Below are 15,940 nucleotides of genomic sequence, written 5' to 3' on the forward strand. Positions count from 1 at the left end.
GTGTCACGCCGCTGAGCCGTCTCCCAGCAGGGTAATCACCCGCGAGAGCATCTGCCGCATCGCTCGGCTGCGATGGCTGAGGGCGCGCTTTACCGCGGGGCCCAACTGGCCGAAGGTTCGGTGATACTCGCGGACCTCGAAGAGCGGATCGTAGCCGAAACCGTTGCTGCCGCGGCGCTGGGCAACGATTCGTCCGTGGCACTCGCCGCGGGTGACCGCCGCAACGGCACCGAGCGGATCGGCCAGCACGAGCACCGCGACATAATGCGCCGCACGTTTTTCGGCAGAAACGCCCGCAAGGTTCTCGATCAGCAGGGCATTGTTCGCCTCGTCGTCGCCGTGCTGTCCGGCGTAGAGCGCGGAGTCGACACCGGGCGCGCCACGCAAAGCTTCCACGCACAGACCGCTGTCGTCCGCCATAACCCATTCACCCAGCGCGCGGGCGTAATGGGTCGCTTTCTTCGCGGCGTTCTCCTCGAACGTCTGGCCATCTTCCACGGCGGGGGGCAGGTTCGAATCGACCTCGGCGAGCGTCACGACGGGAATCCCGTGCGGCGCGAGCAGCGCGAGCAGCTCGTCGCGCTTCTTGCGGTTGTGCGAGCCGATCACGAGCCGAGGTTTGCTCATCGCGAAGTGAAGGAGGGCGGGGGGAGTGCCGCCCGAGCGGTCTCGGCAGGCATTAATAAGAGGCTACGCCGCATGAGCGCAGAAAAAAACCGCCGGCACAGGCCGGCGGTGGGATTTCAGCGCGTTGGAAAGGCCCCGTCGTAGCGCTCATCGGCGCCAAGCGAGGCGGCTGCTGAGGTTGCGGCGCGGTGCCTCGACCACCAAGGGTCGGACGTCGAACGTGACCGGGCGGGGTGGTTTGCCCGGCTCGAAATCGATGTTCGCGTACTTGGGGTTCAGGCCGTTGGCGACCTGCCCCACCTCGCTCGAAAACATCTGGTTGAACTGCGCCCGCACGACTTCGGCCTTTTGGCTCTTGATGGACCCCTCGCGACCGTTGTCGAGTGGTGTCGTGGGGCCCGGGTGCTGCGCGCCAAACGTGCGGACGATCTTCATCACCTCGGGGATCGGCTGATCACCGTTCATAACCGTATCGAACGATCCGACCGAGACGTAGCTCTCGGTGCGATCGTGGAACTCGTAGGCTTCCCAGCCGGCCTCGCGCATCGCCAGGCAGAGCATGTGAGCGTTCCAGCCGGCCTCCATGAGCGGATCGTCTTTGTCGCGTTTTTTCTGGGCCCGCGAAGAGCGCGCATTGGTCGCCCCCAGCAGCGTTCCGCGACCGCGGAACGTGGCGACCCTAACCGTATAACGACCCGAGGATTCCAGCAGGCTGTGGTCGATCCCCTTGTTGAGTTTCGAGACAAACTCATCAACGCCCTGCGGCACGAAGTACTCCTCGGGCAACAAGGGATTGCGTGTCAAGAACGCGGTCCGCATGGGGCCCTCATCGACACGTTTGCCTCGTTGCTGGAGCACGAGCTGCTGCATCCGCCGGATCTGAGCGTAGTTCTGCGCTGACTCGCCGTTGTTGGGCGTTTCGAGCGATTCGGGTGCCAGGTGCTTGATTGTGTCCAAGTGGTCTTCTGCCAATGAGTCATCCACCGCCGGATAATCGCCCACCAAGACGGCCCACTCGCGGCGTGTTTGGCCGCTCCGGTAACGCATCTTCACCGGCTGACCGTACTGGTCGACGCCGCGTCCGATTCGTTCGTCTCCCTTGGTGAAGTCGAACGTCATCTGATGAACGTAGGCGTTCGTTTGAAGGGTCTGCCGCAGCTCGGCGCACAATTCGCGGGCTTGCTGCTCGGCCCCTTCGCCAGAAAACGTGGTCGCCACGATCAGCCACGGCCCCGACTGCTGGGTGAGCTGCAGGCTGACCGGCTCGGCGGGGGGCTCGCTGGCCTTCGAGGCAAACGGATTCCAGGCCTGGGCCGTTGTAGCGACGGTGAGGGTCGCCAGGAAAAAGACGGTTGCAGTGGGGGCGATTGGCCGCATGTCGAGGGTCTCCTCGGACTTTAACGCACACCGTTTCTGGTGCGGGGTTGGGGGTCGAATGGGCAGGGACCGTAGCAAACCGGCGGCGGCGGTCCCAGACGGATCTGCGGGGCAGAATCACACTCCGGCACCCGCTGGATGCGGTAGGATGGAACGGCTTAGATAAACTGGGCGGCCCCCGAGCAAGGTTTTGAGTCCTGCGGCGAAGGACTCGGTGACCCAACCCGGGAGCAATCCGCCAGGCCCGATCGATCAGCCGGCTCGAGCCGGTAAGGCTCGCCACTAGCTAACCCAGGATAAAAACATGCGGCTCAATACCGTCGGAGCGCTTCTTTCGATCGCGTCGTTTTTGATTGCACTGACCCTCTGCTCGGCGGCACCGTCTTGGGCCGCTGTCGCTGACAGCCCGTCCGCGACGGCCGAGCCCTCGGCGACGGCCGACGACGAGTCCAACGCGGAGGTGCCCGCCTCAGCCGAAAAAGCGGAAGCGTCCGCGGCTGCTAGCAGCGCTTCATCGCCCAAGCCTGACGCAAAGCCGGCCGTAACCCCCAAGAAGGTTCGTTACGCGCAGTTCGTTCTCAAGGGCGCGTTCCCCGAGTCGCCCGGCGGCTCGGGCCCGTTTAGCGAGTTGAGCGTCACGCTGCGCAAGCTGATCGTCCGCATGGACGACGCCGCGACAGATAAGACCATCGACGGCGTTGCGCTTGAGTTGCGTGACGCCACGCTTGGTCGCGGACAGGTCAACGAACTCCGCCAAGCGATCGGGCGCATCCGTGCGGCCGGCAAGCCGGTCGTCGCGGAGATGGAGGTCGGCTCGAGCGCGACCTATCTGATCGCCTCGGCTTGCGATGAGATCGTGATGCCCGAGTCAGGCTTCTTGGTGATGCCGGGCATCCGTGCCGAGCCGCTCTTTTACAAGGGGTTACTCGCCAAGATCGGCGTGAAGGCCGATTTTGTCCACGTCGGCGAGGCCAAGGGTGCCGCCGAGCCTTACACACGCCGCAAGTGGAGCGAGCCGGTCAAAGAAAATCTGACCTCGATGATCGACGATCTGTATGAGCAGATGATCGATACGATCGCGATGGATCGTCCGATGACCCGTGCCGCGGTGATCGCGGCGATCGATCGTGGCCTGCTGACCGCCACGCAAGCGAAAGACGCGCAACTGATTGATCGGCTGGCTTACGCCGATTCACTCCGCGAGACGCTCGCCGCGCGTCACGACAAGGCGAACGTGGTGTTTGTTGAGAATTATGGCAAACAGAAGGTCGATACCGATTTCAGTGGCCCGACCGGCTTCTTCAAGCTGATGGGCTTCATGGCCTCGGGCAGTCAGAAACGAGGACCCCGTGGGCAGAAGGTGGCGATCGTCTACGCCACGGGCCCGATCATGACCGGCGAGAGCAAGGTCGATCCGTTTGGCGAGAGCGAGTCGGTTGGCTCGACGACGGTTGTCGAAGCGCTCGACGAGGCGGCCCGCGACAAACGGACCGTGGCGATCGTGTTGCGTGTGAACAGCCCAGGCGGCTCGGCCGTGGCTAGCGACCTGATTTGGCAGAAGATCCAGACGATCGACAAGCCGGTCATCGCCAGCATGGGCGACGTCGCCGCCAGCGGCGGCTACTACATCTCGATGGGCTGTGACCACGTGCTCGCCGAGCCGACGACGGTTACCGGCTCGATCGGCGTGGTTGGCGGCAAGATGGCGGTCAGCGGCATGCTCGACAAGCTGGGCGTGACCAGCGACCTGATCGCCCGCGGTGCCAACAGCGGCATCTTCAGCCCGATGGAGAAGTTTTCCGAGTCGGAGCGGGCTGCGCTGGTTGAGCTGATGGACGACACCTATTCGCAGTTCGTTGCTAAGGCGGCTGCCGGCCGGCACATGGAAGAGACCCGCGTCCGCAAGCTGGGCGGAGGCCGCGTTTACACGGGCAAGCAGGCCGCGGAGTTGCGGCTTATCGACGGTTTGGGAGACCTCGCCGCCGCGGTCCGCGAGGCCAAGCTTCGTGCGGGGCTCGACGCCGACGCCGAGGTCCGCATCGAGACCTACCCCGAACCGACCGACTTCTTCGAGTCGCTCTTCGGCAATAACGACGCCGAGCGCGAGGTCAGCCTGGGCGTTCGGCAGGCCCTGAGCCTCGGCGGGCTGGTCCCCGAACTGGGCGAAGCCGTCCAGCGGGCCGGTTGGTTGCGCCAGGTGTTTGCCCACGAACCGGTCGCTTTGCTCGCGCCGTTCGAGCTGCGGATCGAGTAATTCGGGCGGTTGCACATACCGTTTGCCGTTCGCCAGGTTGACGGGCGGCGTTGGGCGTTTCACACTACCGGGCTGGTTTTCGCCCCTCTGGCCCGTGTTTAGTGAGAGTCATTCGTGCCCGGCACGTGCGTTATCGGTTTGCAGTGGGGCGATGAAGCCAAAGGCAAGATCGTCGATATCTTGACCCCCCAGCATGACTTTGTCGTGCGCTATCAGGGGGGGGCCAACGCCGGCCACACCGTGGTGGTCGGCAAAGAGGTCTATAAGCTCTCGCTGCTGCCCAGCGGGGTGCTGACCGAAGGGGTGACGAGCGTCATCGCCGGTGGCGTGGTGGTGAATCCCGCCAAGGCGATCGAGGAACTCGATGAGCTCGCCTCGCGCGGTGTGCAGGGCTTGGAGCAAAACCTCAAGATCAGCGACCGCGCGCACGTGATCCTGCCGTGGCACTTCGCTGAAGACCGCGCGCTGGATGGCGCTGTAAAAGGGGACGAGAGCATCGGCACGACCCAGCGTGGCATCGGGCCCTGCTATCGCGATAAAGTCGCTCGGTCGCACGCGGTGCGTTTCGGCGATCTGTATCGCGACGACCTGCGCTCGCGCATCGAGCATATCGTCGCCGCCAAGACACCCGTTCTGCGGGCGATGTCGCCTGCCGAGAGCGAACCCCCCCCGCTCGACGCTGCCGCGATCTACGAACAGTACCGGGCGTTCGCCGAGCGGCTGCGTCCGCACGTGTGCGACACGACCGAGTTGCTCCTCACCGCGGCGGAAGCTGGCAAGCGGATCTTGTTTGAAGGGGCCCAGGGTGCGCTGCTCGACGTGGATCACGGCACCTACCCCTACGTGACGAGCAGCAACTCGAGCGGCGTCGGCGTGGCGAGCGGCTCGGGCGTGCCCAGCAAGTACGTCGGGCATATGATCGGCGTCGTAAAGGCGTACTCAACCCGCGTGGGCGGCGGACCCTTTCCCACCGAACAAGACAACGCCTACGGTCAGCAACTGCGCGACCAGGGTAACGAGTACGGCACGGTGACCCGTCGCCCGCGGCGCTGCGGCTGGCTCGACGCGGTGGCGGTCCGTTATACGGCTCGTCTAGGAGGCGTCGATTCGATTGCGGTGATGCTGCTTGACGTGCTCAGCGGAGTGAAAGATCTGCAGATCTGCACGGCTTATGAGATCGACGGCCACCGGACCAACGCCTTCCCGAGTCACGTGGATGAGCTGCGCCGTGTGAAGCCGATCTACGAGACGGTCGAGGGCTGGTCCGAGGACCTGACGGCTTGCCGCTCGATGGAGGACTTCCCACCGGCAGCGCTCGCGTACCTGAAGCGTGTGAGCGAGCTGGTCGAAAGGCCCGTTTCGCTCGTCTCGGTCGGCCCGGGCCGCGATCAGACGATCCTGCTGGGCGAGTTGGCTCCCCTTGCCGCGACGACCTAGGGACGCGAGGTCCGCGCGATGCCCACGTCCAACGATCCGCCCGCCCCGTCGTCGCTCCTCGACCGGCTGCCCGCCGAGCGGTGGCCCCATCACATCGCCATCATCATGGATGGTAACGGCCGGTGGGCCGAGCGCCAGGGGCTTGCACGTGTCTACGGACATGACCGTGGGGGCCGCGTGGTCCGCGCGATCACGCGCGAGTGCGCCCGCCTCGAGCCGATTCGCCAGCTGACGCTCTACTGTTTGTCGAGCGAGAACTGGAAGCGACCGGCAGCGGAACTCGACTTTCTCATGCAGCTGCTCGAGCGGTATCTGATCGACGAGCGGCCCATCATGATGGAGGACAACGTTCGCGTGCAGATGATTGGCCGTCGCGAGGGGATCCCCGACCGCGTGCTTGCCGAACTCGATCGGACGGTTGAGATGAGCCACGCGAATGACGGCTTGCTGCTCAACCTCGCGATCAACTACGGCGGGCGCGGAGAGCTGGTCGACGCCATGCAAAAGCTGGCCCGCCGTGTCCACGCCGGGCAGCTCCTGCCCGAGGCGATCGACGAGCAAGCGATTGCCCAGAGCCTCTACACCGCCGGTACCGCCGACCCCGACCTGCTGATCCGCACCGCCGGAGACTTGCGTGTCAGCAACTTCCTGTTGTGGCAGATCAGCTATGCCGAGATCTGGGTAACCGAGACCCCGTGGCCCGACTTCGACGAGCACGCGCTGCACGCAGCGATCGAGGATTACGCGGCTCGGGATCGGCGTTTTGGCGGGCTCAACACGCTCACCGATCCGCCTTAGCCTTCAGCACGCCGGGCTGCGGTGGCTCGACTTGTGGCCCGCGGGCGACTATCAGTGGGAGAAAGAAGACCGACGCTGAAAATTAACACCGGGCCCCAACCTGCCGACCCGCTCCGCCGTGCGCGTCCCCTTTTCTTTTAATCCCTGACCGCTGAGCCGTTCCTTGCTGCACTGGCGAATCATCCTCGGAGTGCTCTTCGTAACGGCGGTATTGACGCTGGCTTGGTTCGATTTTCATGGCGGGCGACCGGGGCTGGTTATGTCGCCGCTTGCGCTGGGCGGGGCGTGCTTGGCAGCCGGCGAACTCGTGCGGATGTTCGAGCATGACCCCAACCTGCCCTCCCCCTCGCGGTATGTGGTTGTGCCCGGTGCGATCGCGACCGTCGCCATGAGCTGTGTGCCGATGCTCGCGCCGGCTGGTTCACTGGCCGCTGAGATCGGTCGGGTCGGTTGGGTCGCGATCGGGCTTGCCGGGTCGTGCCTGGCGGCGTTCTCGATTGAGATGCTGCGGTATCGCTCCCCCGGCTCCGCTACGGCCCGGTTGGCGCTGGCCGTCTTCGGCATCGCCTATGCGGGCGGGTTGATGGGGTTTGTTGTGCAGCTCCGCCTTCTGAACGACGCGCCCTGGGACACCGCGGGCCGCTGGGGAATGGTCGCTCTGCTGTCGATGATTGTCGTGGTCAAATCGAGCGATATTGGGGCTTATGTCGCGGGGCGCCTCTTCGGTCGGACACGGATGGCTCCGGTGCTGAGCCCCGGGAAAACCTGGGAAGGTTTCATCGGCGGACTCGCACTGGCGACCGTTGCCGCCATGTTCATGCTGGGGCCCGTCGCGCGCTGGGTGACCGGCGAGTCGGGCCCCGAGGTTGCATCTAGCTGGCTGGGATCGCTTGTTTATGCCCTGCTCGTTGGCGGTGCCGGTGTCGCGGGGGATTTGGCGGTTTCACTCCTCAAACGCGATGCCGGTTTGAAGAATTCCAGCAGCTGGATGCCCGGTTTCGGCGGGGTGCTGGACATCCTTGATTCGGTGCTATTTGCGGCCCCGGTGGCATACCTGCTGTGGCTGGCCCGGGTCGTCGGGCCCTGATGCGCGGCTGTGAGAATCACGGCCCTATACCGGATAAGACGCGCGGGCTCTCTAAAGCTCGCTCTGAGCCCCTACAACCGCCCTGGCCGCACCCCCCGATGGGGGGTGCGGGGGCTGATCCGAGCGGGAGAGTGGCGGGCGGCGCAGGGTGTCCGCTATATTTATTAGAGCGCGAGCGCGCGATCCCATGGGGGGTCGCTGCCGATGTCGCCCCCGGTCGCTCGGAGTGTTACCCCCGCGTTTGATGATCGAAGCCACCATCCCGGTTGGCGGACCCGAAGAGAGTCTCTTGCTCTTTGGCGTCGGCGATGAGCACCTGAAACGGATCCGCCAGGACCTAACGGCGAAGATCGCCACGCGCAATGGCCGGATCCACCTGTCAGGCGACGAAGCCGCCGTTAAACAAGCCACGGAGCTCTTCGAGCGGCTCAAGTCCACCGTCGGACGCGAGGGGCCGATCGGCCCCGAACGCCTCGCTGAGTTGCTCGCCGAGACGACAGGCGGCAAATCTCCGCTGTCGAACTACGAAGTTCTTGTCCAACAGCCGGGCATCAAGATCCGTCCGCGGACCGACGGCCAGGCTGAGTACCTCGAAGCGATCCGCACCCACGATTTGGTATTCTGTGTGGGGCCCGCGGGCACCGGAAAAACGTTTCTGGCGGTGGCCGCCGCCGTCGAGGCGCTCAAGGAGCGCCGGATCCGTAAAATTGTCCTCGTCCGTCCCGCGGTTGAGGCCGGCGAGAGCCTCGGCTTCCTGCCCGGCGACCTCCAGGCGAAAATCAATCCGTATCTTCGCCCGCTCTTGGACGCGTTGGGCGAGATGATGGATTACGATCAGCTAAAACGCTACACATCGGAAGACATCATCGAGGTGGCTCCGCTGGCTTACATGCGGGGCCGCACGCTGAACAACGCCTTCATCATCATGGATGAAGGACAGAACACCACGGTCGCGCAGATGAAGATGTTCTTGACTCGCATGGGCAGCAATTCAAAGGTGGTTGTTACGGGCGATGCCACTCAAGTCGATCTGCCCCCCAACACACCCAGTGGTCTGGCAGACGCTGTCGGTCGGCTCGACGGGATCGAGGGCTTGGCCTGCATCCGCCTGGGCCGTGCCGACATTGTGCGTCACCGACTCGTGAATCTGATCGTCAACGCTTACGAGGAGGGTGCCAAGCGGACCTAGGCCTAAACGCGAGAGTGTCGCCTCTAGGCGTCACTCCCCCACAGCGCCTGCTTTTGTGCCGCCGATCATGTCTTCTGCTTCTCCAACACGAACTCGCAGCCAACGCGTCGCATCGGTTGAGTTGCCGCGAGGTCGATTCTCTCTGCTGCTTGCCGAGCTGCGCCGCGGAACGGTGCTGCTGCGGCTAGGGTTGGCGGCGTTAGCCGTGGCGGGCATCGTGGCGATGACGCGTGGCTGGGACCCGCCCCGCGACTTTGCCCTTCGCCAGATACCGTCCCGCGATCTCGTGGCGACAGTCGAGTTCCAGCAGCTAGACGAGCGCGCTACCGCCGAGGCACGCGATCGTGCCCGCCGATTTGCTGAGGCGGTCTTCGACAACGACCCGATGTCGTTGCGTCAGCTCAAGGCCGCCCTCATGAGCGAGGTCACGCAGTTGATCTCTGCCGAGTCATTTGACACGGTCGATCAAGACCTCTGGCAGCGATACCAACCACCGCGTGCCGAGGGCACGCCAGAACCAACCGAAGAGCAGCGAAGCCAGCGCTTTGCACGCTTTCGCGAGGCCCTTCGCAATGAGAAGGCACAGAGCGATTTCAACGCCGCGATCGAAGCGGTGTTCGCTCCGCTCGAGCAGCGCGGCCTGCTCGAATCGCAGCCGATCGACGCCAACAGCGAAGAGATCCTCATCCGGCCCGCCGGCACCGAGGGTTTCGAGCAGGTTGCCACGGTCCGCTCGGTGCTGATCGACAACGTCCGCAGCGACCTGGGGTTGACACTCAACCAGCGCCTGCCCGAACTCGATCTTTCGCAACACATCGCGGCCCGGCTTCGTCCGGACCTGATGCCGACCCTCAAACGCAACAGCATCGCTACTCGTGCGCAGCAGGACGCACGCGAGGAGCAGGTCAAACCCGTGTATCGCACTTTTCAGGCGGGTGAGACCTTGGCCCCCGCGGGCAAGCCGATCGGCGAGGCCGAGCTTGCGCTGTTGGAGCTGGGCTATCAGCAAAGGATGGTCGAGCGCTCTTGGACCGACCGTATCCTGCGCGCTCTGGGGGCGGCCTGGATCCATGCGGCGTTGACCGCGATCGGAGCCGTGGGACTGTACCGCGCGGATCGCGAGACCCTGATTCAGCTGAGCCGGTATGGCCTGCTTTGGGGGTGTGTCTTGCTCACCCTAGCGGGGGTTGCGCTCGGCTACGGCCAAGCGTGGTCGGTCGAGTTGGCTCCGATCCTGATGTTCGCGATGACGATGGCGATTGCCTACCGTCACCAGTCGGCCATGCTGCTCACGGCGGCTGTCGTGGCCAGCGCAGCGATCGGAGTCGGAATGAGCCTGAGCGAGGCCCTCTTGATGCTGGCTCCTGCTGCGTGTGGGATCGTACTGCTCGACGCGGTGCGTCACCGTAGCACGCTGCTGATTGTTGGTTTCGCTGCCGGCTTGGTAGCGATTGCGACCAAGCTCGCCCTAGGCATTCTCGAAGGTTTGCCCCTCTGGCCGACGGTGCAGATGTCACTGATCGTGGGGCTCTGGTGCCTCGTCGCGGGGTCGTTGATGACCTGCGTGTTGCCGGTGATCGAGAAGGCTTTCCGCGTTCAAACCGACCTGAGCCTGCTCGAACTAGGCGATCCGACACACCCGTTGCTGCAAGAGCTCATCCGCCGCGCACCGGGAACCTACAACCACTCGATCACGGTGGCATCGCTCGCCGAAGCGGCGGCTGAAGCGATCGGCGCGCGAGGGCTCTTGGTGCGTGTTGGGGCCTATTTCCACGATATCGGCAAGATGCTCAAGCCGGGTTATTTTATCGAGAATCAGGGCCAAAGCGTTAATCAGCACGATTCGCTCGTGCCCGCGATGAGCACCCTGGTCATTATCGCGCACGTGAAGGACGGGGCCGACCTCGCGCGGCAGAACAAGTTGCCCGAGTGCATCATCGATTTTATTCTTCAGCACCACGGCACAACCCTCGTCGAGTTTTTCTATCGACAAGCCAAGCAGCGGAGCGACGAGGCGGGGTCTGACTCGGCGGTTGATGAACGCTCTTTCCGCTACCCCGGCCCCAAACCGCAAACAAAAGAGGCCGGCGTGCTGATGTTGACCGATGCGGTTGAAAGCGCCAGCCGCACCCTCGTCGAGCCAACCCCCTCGCGGATTGAAAATCTGGTAGAGCAGCTCACCCGTAAACGCCTCGACGATGGCCAGTTCGACGAGTGCGGACTCACCCTGGAAGAGTTGCGGCTAATCGGCGCGAGCCTTATCAAATCACTCACCGCGGTCTATCACGGCCGCGTCAAGTACCCCGGACAGGAGACCGCGTAGTCGGCCGAGAGCGGCAAACCGCCGCGGTCTCGTTGCCGTATCGCCCTTGGTGAACGTACTGATCGCTAATCAGCAGCAACGGCTTGTGGTAGACGAAGAGCGCGTCGCGGCGGTTGCGCGGCAGCTGCTAACCGAGGCCGGCTACACGCAGGGTGAGCTCAGCGTGGCGGTGGTCGATGATCCTACCATTCACGCGTTGAATGTTCGTCACTTGCAGCACGACTATCCGACCGACGTGCTTAGTTTTACGCTCCTCGACTCTCCGCCGAGGATCGAGGGAGAAGTTATCGTCAGCGCCGAGACAGCGGCCGACAACGCGGTTGACTACGGATGGTCAGCCGATTCGGAGCTGTTGCTCTACGTGATCCACGGTGTGCTGCACCTCGTGGGCTATCGCGACAAGACCGACGACGAGATTAGCGAGATGCGCGCCGCTGAGGCGCGTGCGTTAGCCGCGTTCGGTGTGGCGCTGCCCTCAGCCGACGAGGCCCGATCATGATGGACGACCCGCTTGCTTGGATCGCCGCCGTCTCGCTTGCGTTCACCGCGCTGGCTTCATTGGGAGCCTGCGCCCTGCGGGCGTTCTCGCGCACCGAGCTGCAAGAGGTTTGCGAACGGTACGATCGTCCGCAGCGATTTACCGAGGTGCTCAGGCTGCGCGGCCAGACCGCGTTGGGCATCGACTTGCTCGCCGCGATCGCCGCGGGACTGTTTGTGGCGGCCAGTGTGTCGCTCGTCGCCACGACACCCGCCCAGCGGCCCCCGGCCGCCACACTGCTGGGCAGCGGAGCGCTCGCCGGATTAGTGTTGGCGCTCGTGCGTGTTGGGGCCCCCTGGACGGTGGCGCGGGTCTACGGGGCCGCGTTTGTCTTTCACACCTGGCCGCTTTGGCGAGCACTGGATACGGTCTCCACACCGCTGCGCGCGACGGTGTCGGTGAGCGATGCGGTTCTGCATCGTCTGGCCGGACGCAACTCTGAGCCGCAAGATGCTGAAGATGTTCTGGAAGAAGAGATCCGCACGATTGTTTCCGAGGGGCATCGGGGCGGGCTGCTCGAAGAAGACGCCCGCGAGATGATCGAGAGCGTCATCGAATTGGGCGACGCCAAGGTTTCGCAGATCATGACGCCCCGGACCGATATGCACATGATGCCTGTCGATCTGTCCTGGAGTGAGTTGCTATCGATCGTGATCGAACTCGGACATACCAGAATCCCCGTCTATGAGGGTTCACGGGACGAGATCGCGGGCATCTTGTACGTCAAGGACCTGTTGCCCGAGCTTGCCCGCTCGAGCGAGGCCGATCGACGCCCGCTGAGAGAAATACTGCGCAAACCGATCTTCGTGCCCGCCGCTAAGCCGGTAGACGACTTGTTGGAGCAGTTCCAGCAGGAACGCACTCACATTGCGCTGGTGCTGGACGAGTACGGCGGCGTCACGGGCCTCGTGACGATTGAAGATGTTCTCGAAGAGATCGTTGGCGAAATTGTCGATGAGTACGACGACGCCGTGGAGGAAGAAGTCCGATCGATCGGCGATAGCGCCGTCGAGGCTATCGGGCGAGCGCACATCGACGAGATCAACGAGGCACTGGGAACGGATATCCCTGAAGACGCTAGCTTTGACACCATCGCTGGATTTGTATTTACGGAGCTAGGGCGGGTGCCGGTGGTTGGTGACCAGGTTGCCTGGAACGGTGCGGTACGGGTCACGGTGCTCCAAGCAACGCGCCGCCGCATCGAGCGCGTGCGGGTTGAGCGGTTCGACTCCCAGGCGAGTGACGAGTCCTGAGCGTGGTGCTGGCACGCCGGGGTGCTGGCCTTGACGCCGGCTGGGGGGGGCTCGTACGGTCCGCCGCCAGCACGCGTTGCGTGCCTCTTGCCCCGCTTTGCCCTCGTATGCCGTTGCCGGATGGTCGCGCCTGTTGCAACTCCGTCGTTCGCATTGCTCTTAGCTTTTGCGACACTCAGCGCCCCCCATGCCAGGGGGCTGGAAATGCCCCGTTGGTTAGGAGGCAGCGCCGCAACTGCCACGGATGCAGCCGAGGGTCCCGGCACGCCGGAGTGGTGGCGATCCAATAAAAAACGGGCCGAGTTCGTCCCGGGCGAAGGGTTCCGAGTCGAGGGCGTCCCGGGTTTCTTCGACCAAGACGGCCGATCGATCGATGCGCCCGTTGACGAGATAACGGTTGATCTGCACCGTGCTGAAGAGTCCAAAGGGATTCTGCCGGGAGTCGATCCGAAGCTCGCCGCACAGAAGGTGAAGGAAGCCGTTGGTTTGGGGCCCGATCAACAAGCGGCGCGCAAGTTTCTTGCGGCTGGTGTGAAGCTGTTTGAGGACAAACGTTACGCCGCCGCCGCGAAAGAATTTGAAAAGGCAGCAGCGCGTTGGCCTCGATCAGATATCGCCTCGCTGGCGCTGTTCAATCAGGCCGAGTCGTACTACTGGGACGACCGCTATCAGGACGCCTCAGAGACCTACCTCAAGCTGCTTACCGAGCACCCAAGCACGCCCAAGCTCGACATCACCATCGAACGCATGTGGGCGATCGCGCAGTACTGGGAGAAGACGCACTTTGCTTCTCCTTCGCGTATGCCTTTCGGCTACAACCCGATCGAGAAAACGCGGCCGACCTTTGATACGATTGGCAATTCGATCAAGCTGTACGACTCGATTCGGATGAACGACCCAACGGGTCCCCGCGCCGACGACTCGATCATGACAACCGCGGGAATCTACTACCAGCGGCAACGCTACGCCGATGCGGATTATCACTACTCGTTGCTGCGGCAGGAGTACCCGCGGAGCGACTATCAGTTTGAGGCGCACCTGCTTGGTTTGCAGGCCAAGCTCATGCGCTACCAGGGCCCCGACTACGATGGCACGCCGCTCACGGAAGCACGCAAGCTCGAAGAACGCACCCGACTGAATTTCAGTGGCCGCCTCAGCCAAGAACAGCTCTCCCGGCTCAACGAGACACGTGGCCGCATCCAGGCCATGATCGAGGAGCGAGACCTGCGTATGGCCGCTTATTACGAAGGAACCAAGCAGCATCGTGCCGCCCGGATTGTGCTGAACAACGTCATTAAGCAGTATCCGAGTTCGCCGGCGGCGGAGAAGGCGCGCGATCAGCTTGCCAAACTCGAAGGATTGCCCGATGCGCCCGACGAGCCCATGGAATGGCTCGTCGAGATGTTCCCCCAAAACCAAGAGCGCTCGGCGCTCGACGGCATCGCGCCGATGAATCCTCGCGTCGATGTGACGCGCATCGCGGAGCAGGGCACCGATGGCGACACAACAACCCGCTAACGCCCTGCTGATCGTGCTGTTGGGTGGCACGCTGGCCGTCTCGGGCGGGTGCGTTGGCTACCGGGCGGGTGCCGGTACGCTGTACGCGGCCGATGTGCAAACCGTCTATGTGCCGATGATCGAATCGCGGAGCTTCCGCCGCGATCTAGGCGAGCGTCTAACCGAGGCGGTGGTCCGCGAGATCGAGCTCAAGACGCCTTACAAGGTGGTCGCCACGCCCAACGCCGATAGTCTGCTAGAGGTGCGTTTGCTGACCGACTCACGTCGGACCCTTGCCGAAGACGGTTTCGACAACCCGCGTGTTCAAGAGAATCAGCTCCGTGCGGAGGTGCTCTGGACCAATCGTCGGCGGGCGGCGATGGCCCCCGTTGCGACCGCGCTGCCGATGGACCCCGTTCTAGGCGGCGTGGTGGGTATCGCTCAAGCAACTCCGCTGATCCCCGAAGCGGGGCAGACGATCGTTTCGCAACAGCAGCTGGCGATTACCCGCTTGGCCGAACAGATTGTCGCGACGATGGAAGAGCCCTGGTGAACCGTCGGCGTTTTGCGGACCGGATGACTTTGGCGATCTCGGTCATCGTCGGCTAGTCTGGATCGTCTCCGCGAGGTCGCCGAAGGAGCCGATGGTTGCGCGGCTGCCGGGGCGATCTTGTTTTGCACCGTCCAGCCGGTTCCTGCTCTTTAGCCGAGATCTTCTGACCGTGGCAGCACCGATCCCTCGCCTGCCCGATCTGATGGGCATCGTCAACGTCACGCCCGATTCGTTCTCAGACGGCGGGCTTTATCTCGACGCTGAACAGGCGGTTCAGCACGCCCTGCAGCTAGAGACAGACGGTGCCGCGATTCTCGATGTCGGCGGAGAGAGCACCCGCCCGGGGGCCAAGCCGGTCGATGCGCAAGAAGAATCTCGCCGCGTATTGCCGGTAATCCGCCAGCTCGCCGAGAGCACAAGGCTGCCGATCTCGATCGACACCAGCAAGGCTTCCGTGGCGCGGGCGGCAATCACTGCCGGAGCCACTATTGTCAACGACGTTACCGGTCTGACCGGCGACCCGGAGATGCTGCGCGTTGTCGCGGATTCGGACTGCCGCGTGTGCGTGATGCACATGCAGGGAACCCCGCGGACGATGCAAGAGGAGCCCCGCTACAGCAACGTTGTTGCTGAGGTGATGGCGTACCTGGCCGGCAAACGCGATGCGCTAGTCGCTGCTGGCGTTAGCAACGAGCGGATATGGCTCGATCCGGGGATCGGGTTTGGCAAGACACTGGAGCACAATCTGGAGCTTCTTTCTCGCATCGCGGAGTTGCACGCGCTGGGCTGCAAGCTGCTGGTGGGGCACTCGCGGAAGAAGTTTCTTGGGCAAATTCTAGGAGATCAAGATGCGGATCGGACGGCGGCGACTGCCGGCGTGGCAGTGCATCTGGCCGATGCCGGCGTGCAGGTGCTGCGGGTACACGATGTCCTAGCGGTGAGCGAGGTGCTGCGAGCGCGTCAGATCGCAGCGCGGGGCCGTCTGGATGCGTGCTAGCAAATCCACC

At 63.8% G+C, this 15,940-nt stretch carries 13 protein-coding genes; 11 read left to right on the forward strand and 2 right to left on the reverse strand.

The annotated features are described in order from the left end of the window. Window positions 1-3 precede the first annotated feature (3 nt). Both Pla111_RS04495 and Pla111_RS04500 read right to left on the reverse strand, forming a co-directional pair. A complete protein-coding gene (locus Pla111_RS04495) occupies window positions 4-627 on the reverse strand; it encodes a non-canonical purine NTP pyrophosphatase (RefSeq protein WP_146571831.1) in 624 nt (207 codons plus the stop codon). Between the two features lie 147 nt (window positions 628-774). Beyond that, complete coding sequence (locus tag Pla111_RS04500; RefSeq protein ID WP_146571833.1) at window positions 775-2,004, reverse strand: hypothetical protein; 1,230 nt, start codon at window positions 2,002-2,004, stop codon at window positions 775-777. A 304-nt stretch (window positions 2,005-2,308) separates the two neighbouring features. On the opposite strand from Pla111_RS04500, the gene sppA reads away from it, so the two are divergent. The 11 genes from sppA (at window position 2,309) to folP (ending at window position 15,930) form a co-directional block, all read left to right on the forward strand. Further along, a complete protein-coding gene (gene sppA / locus Pla111_RS04505) occupies window positions 2,309-4,258 on the forward strand; it encodes a signal peptide peptidase SppA (RefSeq protein ID WP_146571835.1) in 1,950 nt (649 codons plus the stop codon). Window positions 4,259-4,372: 114 nt separating this feature from the next. Continuing rightward, entirely contained in the window at window positions 4,373-5,695 is a 1,323-nt protein-coding gene (locus Pla111_RS04510) for an adenylosuccinate synthase (protein WP_146571837.1), read from the forward strand. 18 nt (window positions 5,696-5,713) lie between these two features. Further along, a complete protein-coding gene (locus tag Pla111_RS04515) occupies window positions 5,714-6,493 on the forward strand; it encodes an isoprenyl transferase (RefSeq protein WP_146571840.1) in 780 nt (259 codons plus the stop codon). A gap of 163 nt (window positions 6,494-6,656) precedes the next feature. After that, window positions 6,657-7,580 carry a phosphatidate cytidylyltransferase gene (locus tag Pla111_RS04520; RefSeq protein ID WP_197524750.1) on the forward strand — a complete coding sequence of 308 codons (924 nt, stop codon included), beginning with the start codon at window positions 6,657-6,659 and terminating at the stop codon, window positions 7,578-7,580. A 244-nt stretch (window positions 7,581-7,824) separates the two neighbouring features. Then, window positions 7,825-8,769: a PhoH family protein gene (locus Pla111_RS04525; RefSeq protein ID WP_146571844.1), complete on the forward strand. Its 945-nt coding sequence runs from the start codon at window positions 7,825-7,827 to the stop codon at window positions 8,767-8,769. Between the two features lie 67 nt (window positions 8,770-8,836). After that, on the forward strand, window positions 8,837-11,092 hold the full coding sequence (locus Pla111_RS04530) for an HD family phosphohydrolase (RefSeq protein WP_146571846.1): 2,256 nt from the start codon (window positions 8,837-8,839) through the stop codon (window positions 11,090-11,092). 49 nt (window positions 11,093-11,141) lie between these two features. Further along, the gene (gene ybeY, locus Pla111_RS04535) at window positions 11,142-11,591 is read left to right on the forward strand and encodes an rRNA maturation RNase YbeY (RefSeq protein ID WP_197524751.1); all 450 of its coding nucleotides are present in this window, start codon (window positions 11,142-11,144) and stop codon (window positions 11,589-11,591) included. Further along, window positions 11,588-12,883, forward strand: coding sequence for a hemolysin family protein (locus Pla111_RS04540; protein WP_146571850.1), 1,296 nt, complete (start codon window positions 11,588-11,590; stop codon window positions 12,881-12,883). Before ybeY ends, Pla111_RS04540 begins: the two co-directional genes overlap by 4 nt. Before the next feature lie 204 nt (window positions 12,884-13,087). Continuing rightward, window positions 13,088-14,401: a tetratricopeptide repeat protein gene (locus Pla111_RS04545; RefSeq protein ID WP_197524752.1), complete on the forward strand. Its 1,314-nt coding sequence runs from the start codon at window positions 13,088-13,090 to the stop codon at window positions 14,399-14,401. After that, the gene (gene lptE, locus Pla111_RS04550) at window positions 14,379-14,933 is read left to right on the forward strand and encodes an LPS assembly lipoprotein LptE (RefSeq protein WP_146571853.1); all 555 of its coding nucleotides are present in this window, start codon (window positions 14,379-14,381) and stop codon (window positions 14,931-14,933) included. The genes Pla111_RS04545 and lptE overlap by 23 nt, the downstream gene beginning before the upstream one ends. 169 nt (window positions 14,934-15,102) lie before the next feature. After that, entirely contained in the window at window positions 15,103-15,930 is an 828-nt protein-coding gene (folP, locus tag Pla111_RS04555) for a dihydropteroate synthase (protein WP_231930736.1), read from the forward strand. Window positions 15,931-15,940: the final 10 nt, after the last annotated feature.

Origin of the sequence: Botrimarina hoheduenensis, assembly GCF_007859815.1 — a bacterium.
GTDB classification, from domain to species: domain Bacteria; phylum Planctomycetota; class Planctomycetia; order Pirellulales; family Lacipirellulaceae; genus Botrimarina; species Botrimarina hoheduenensis.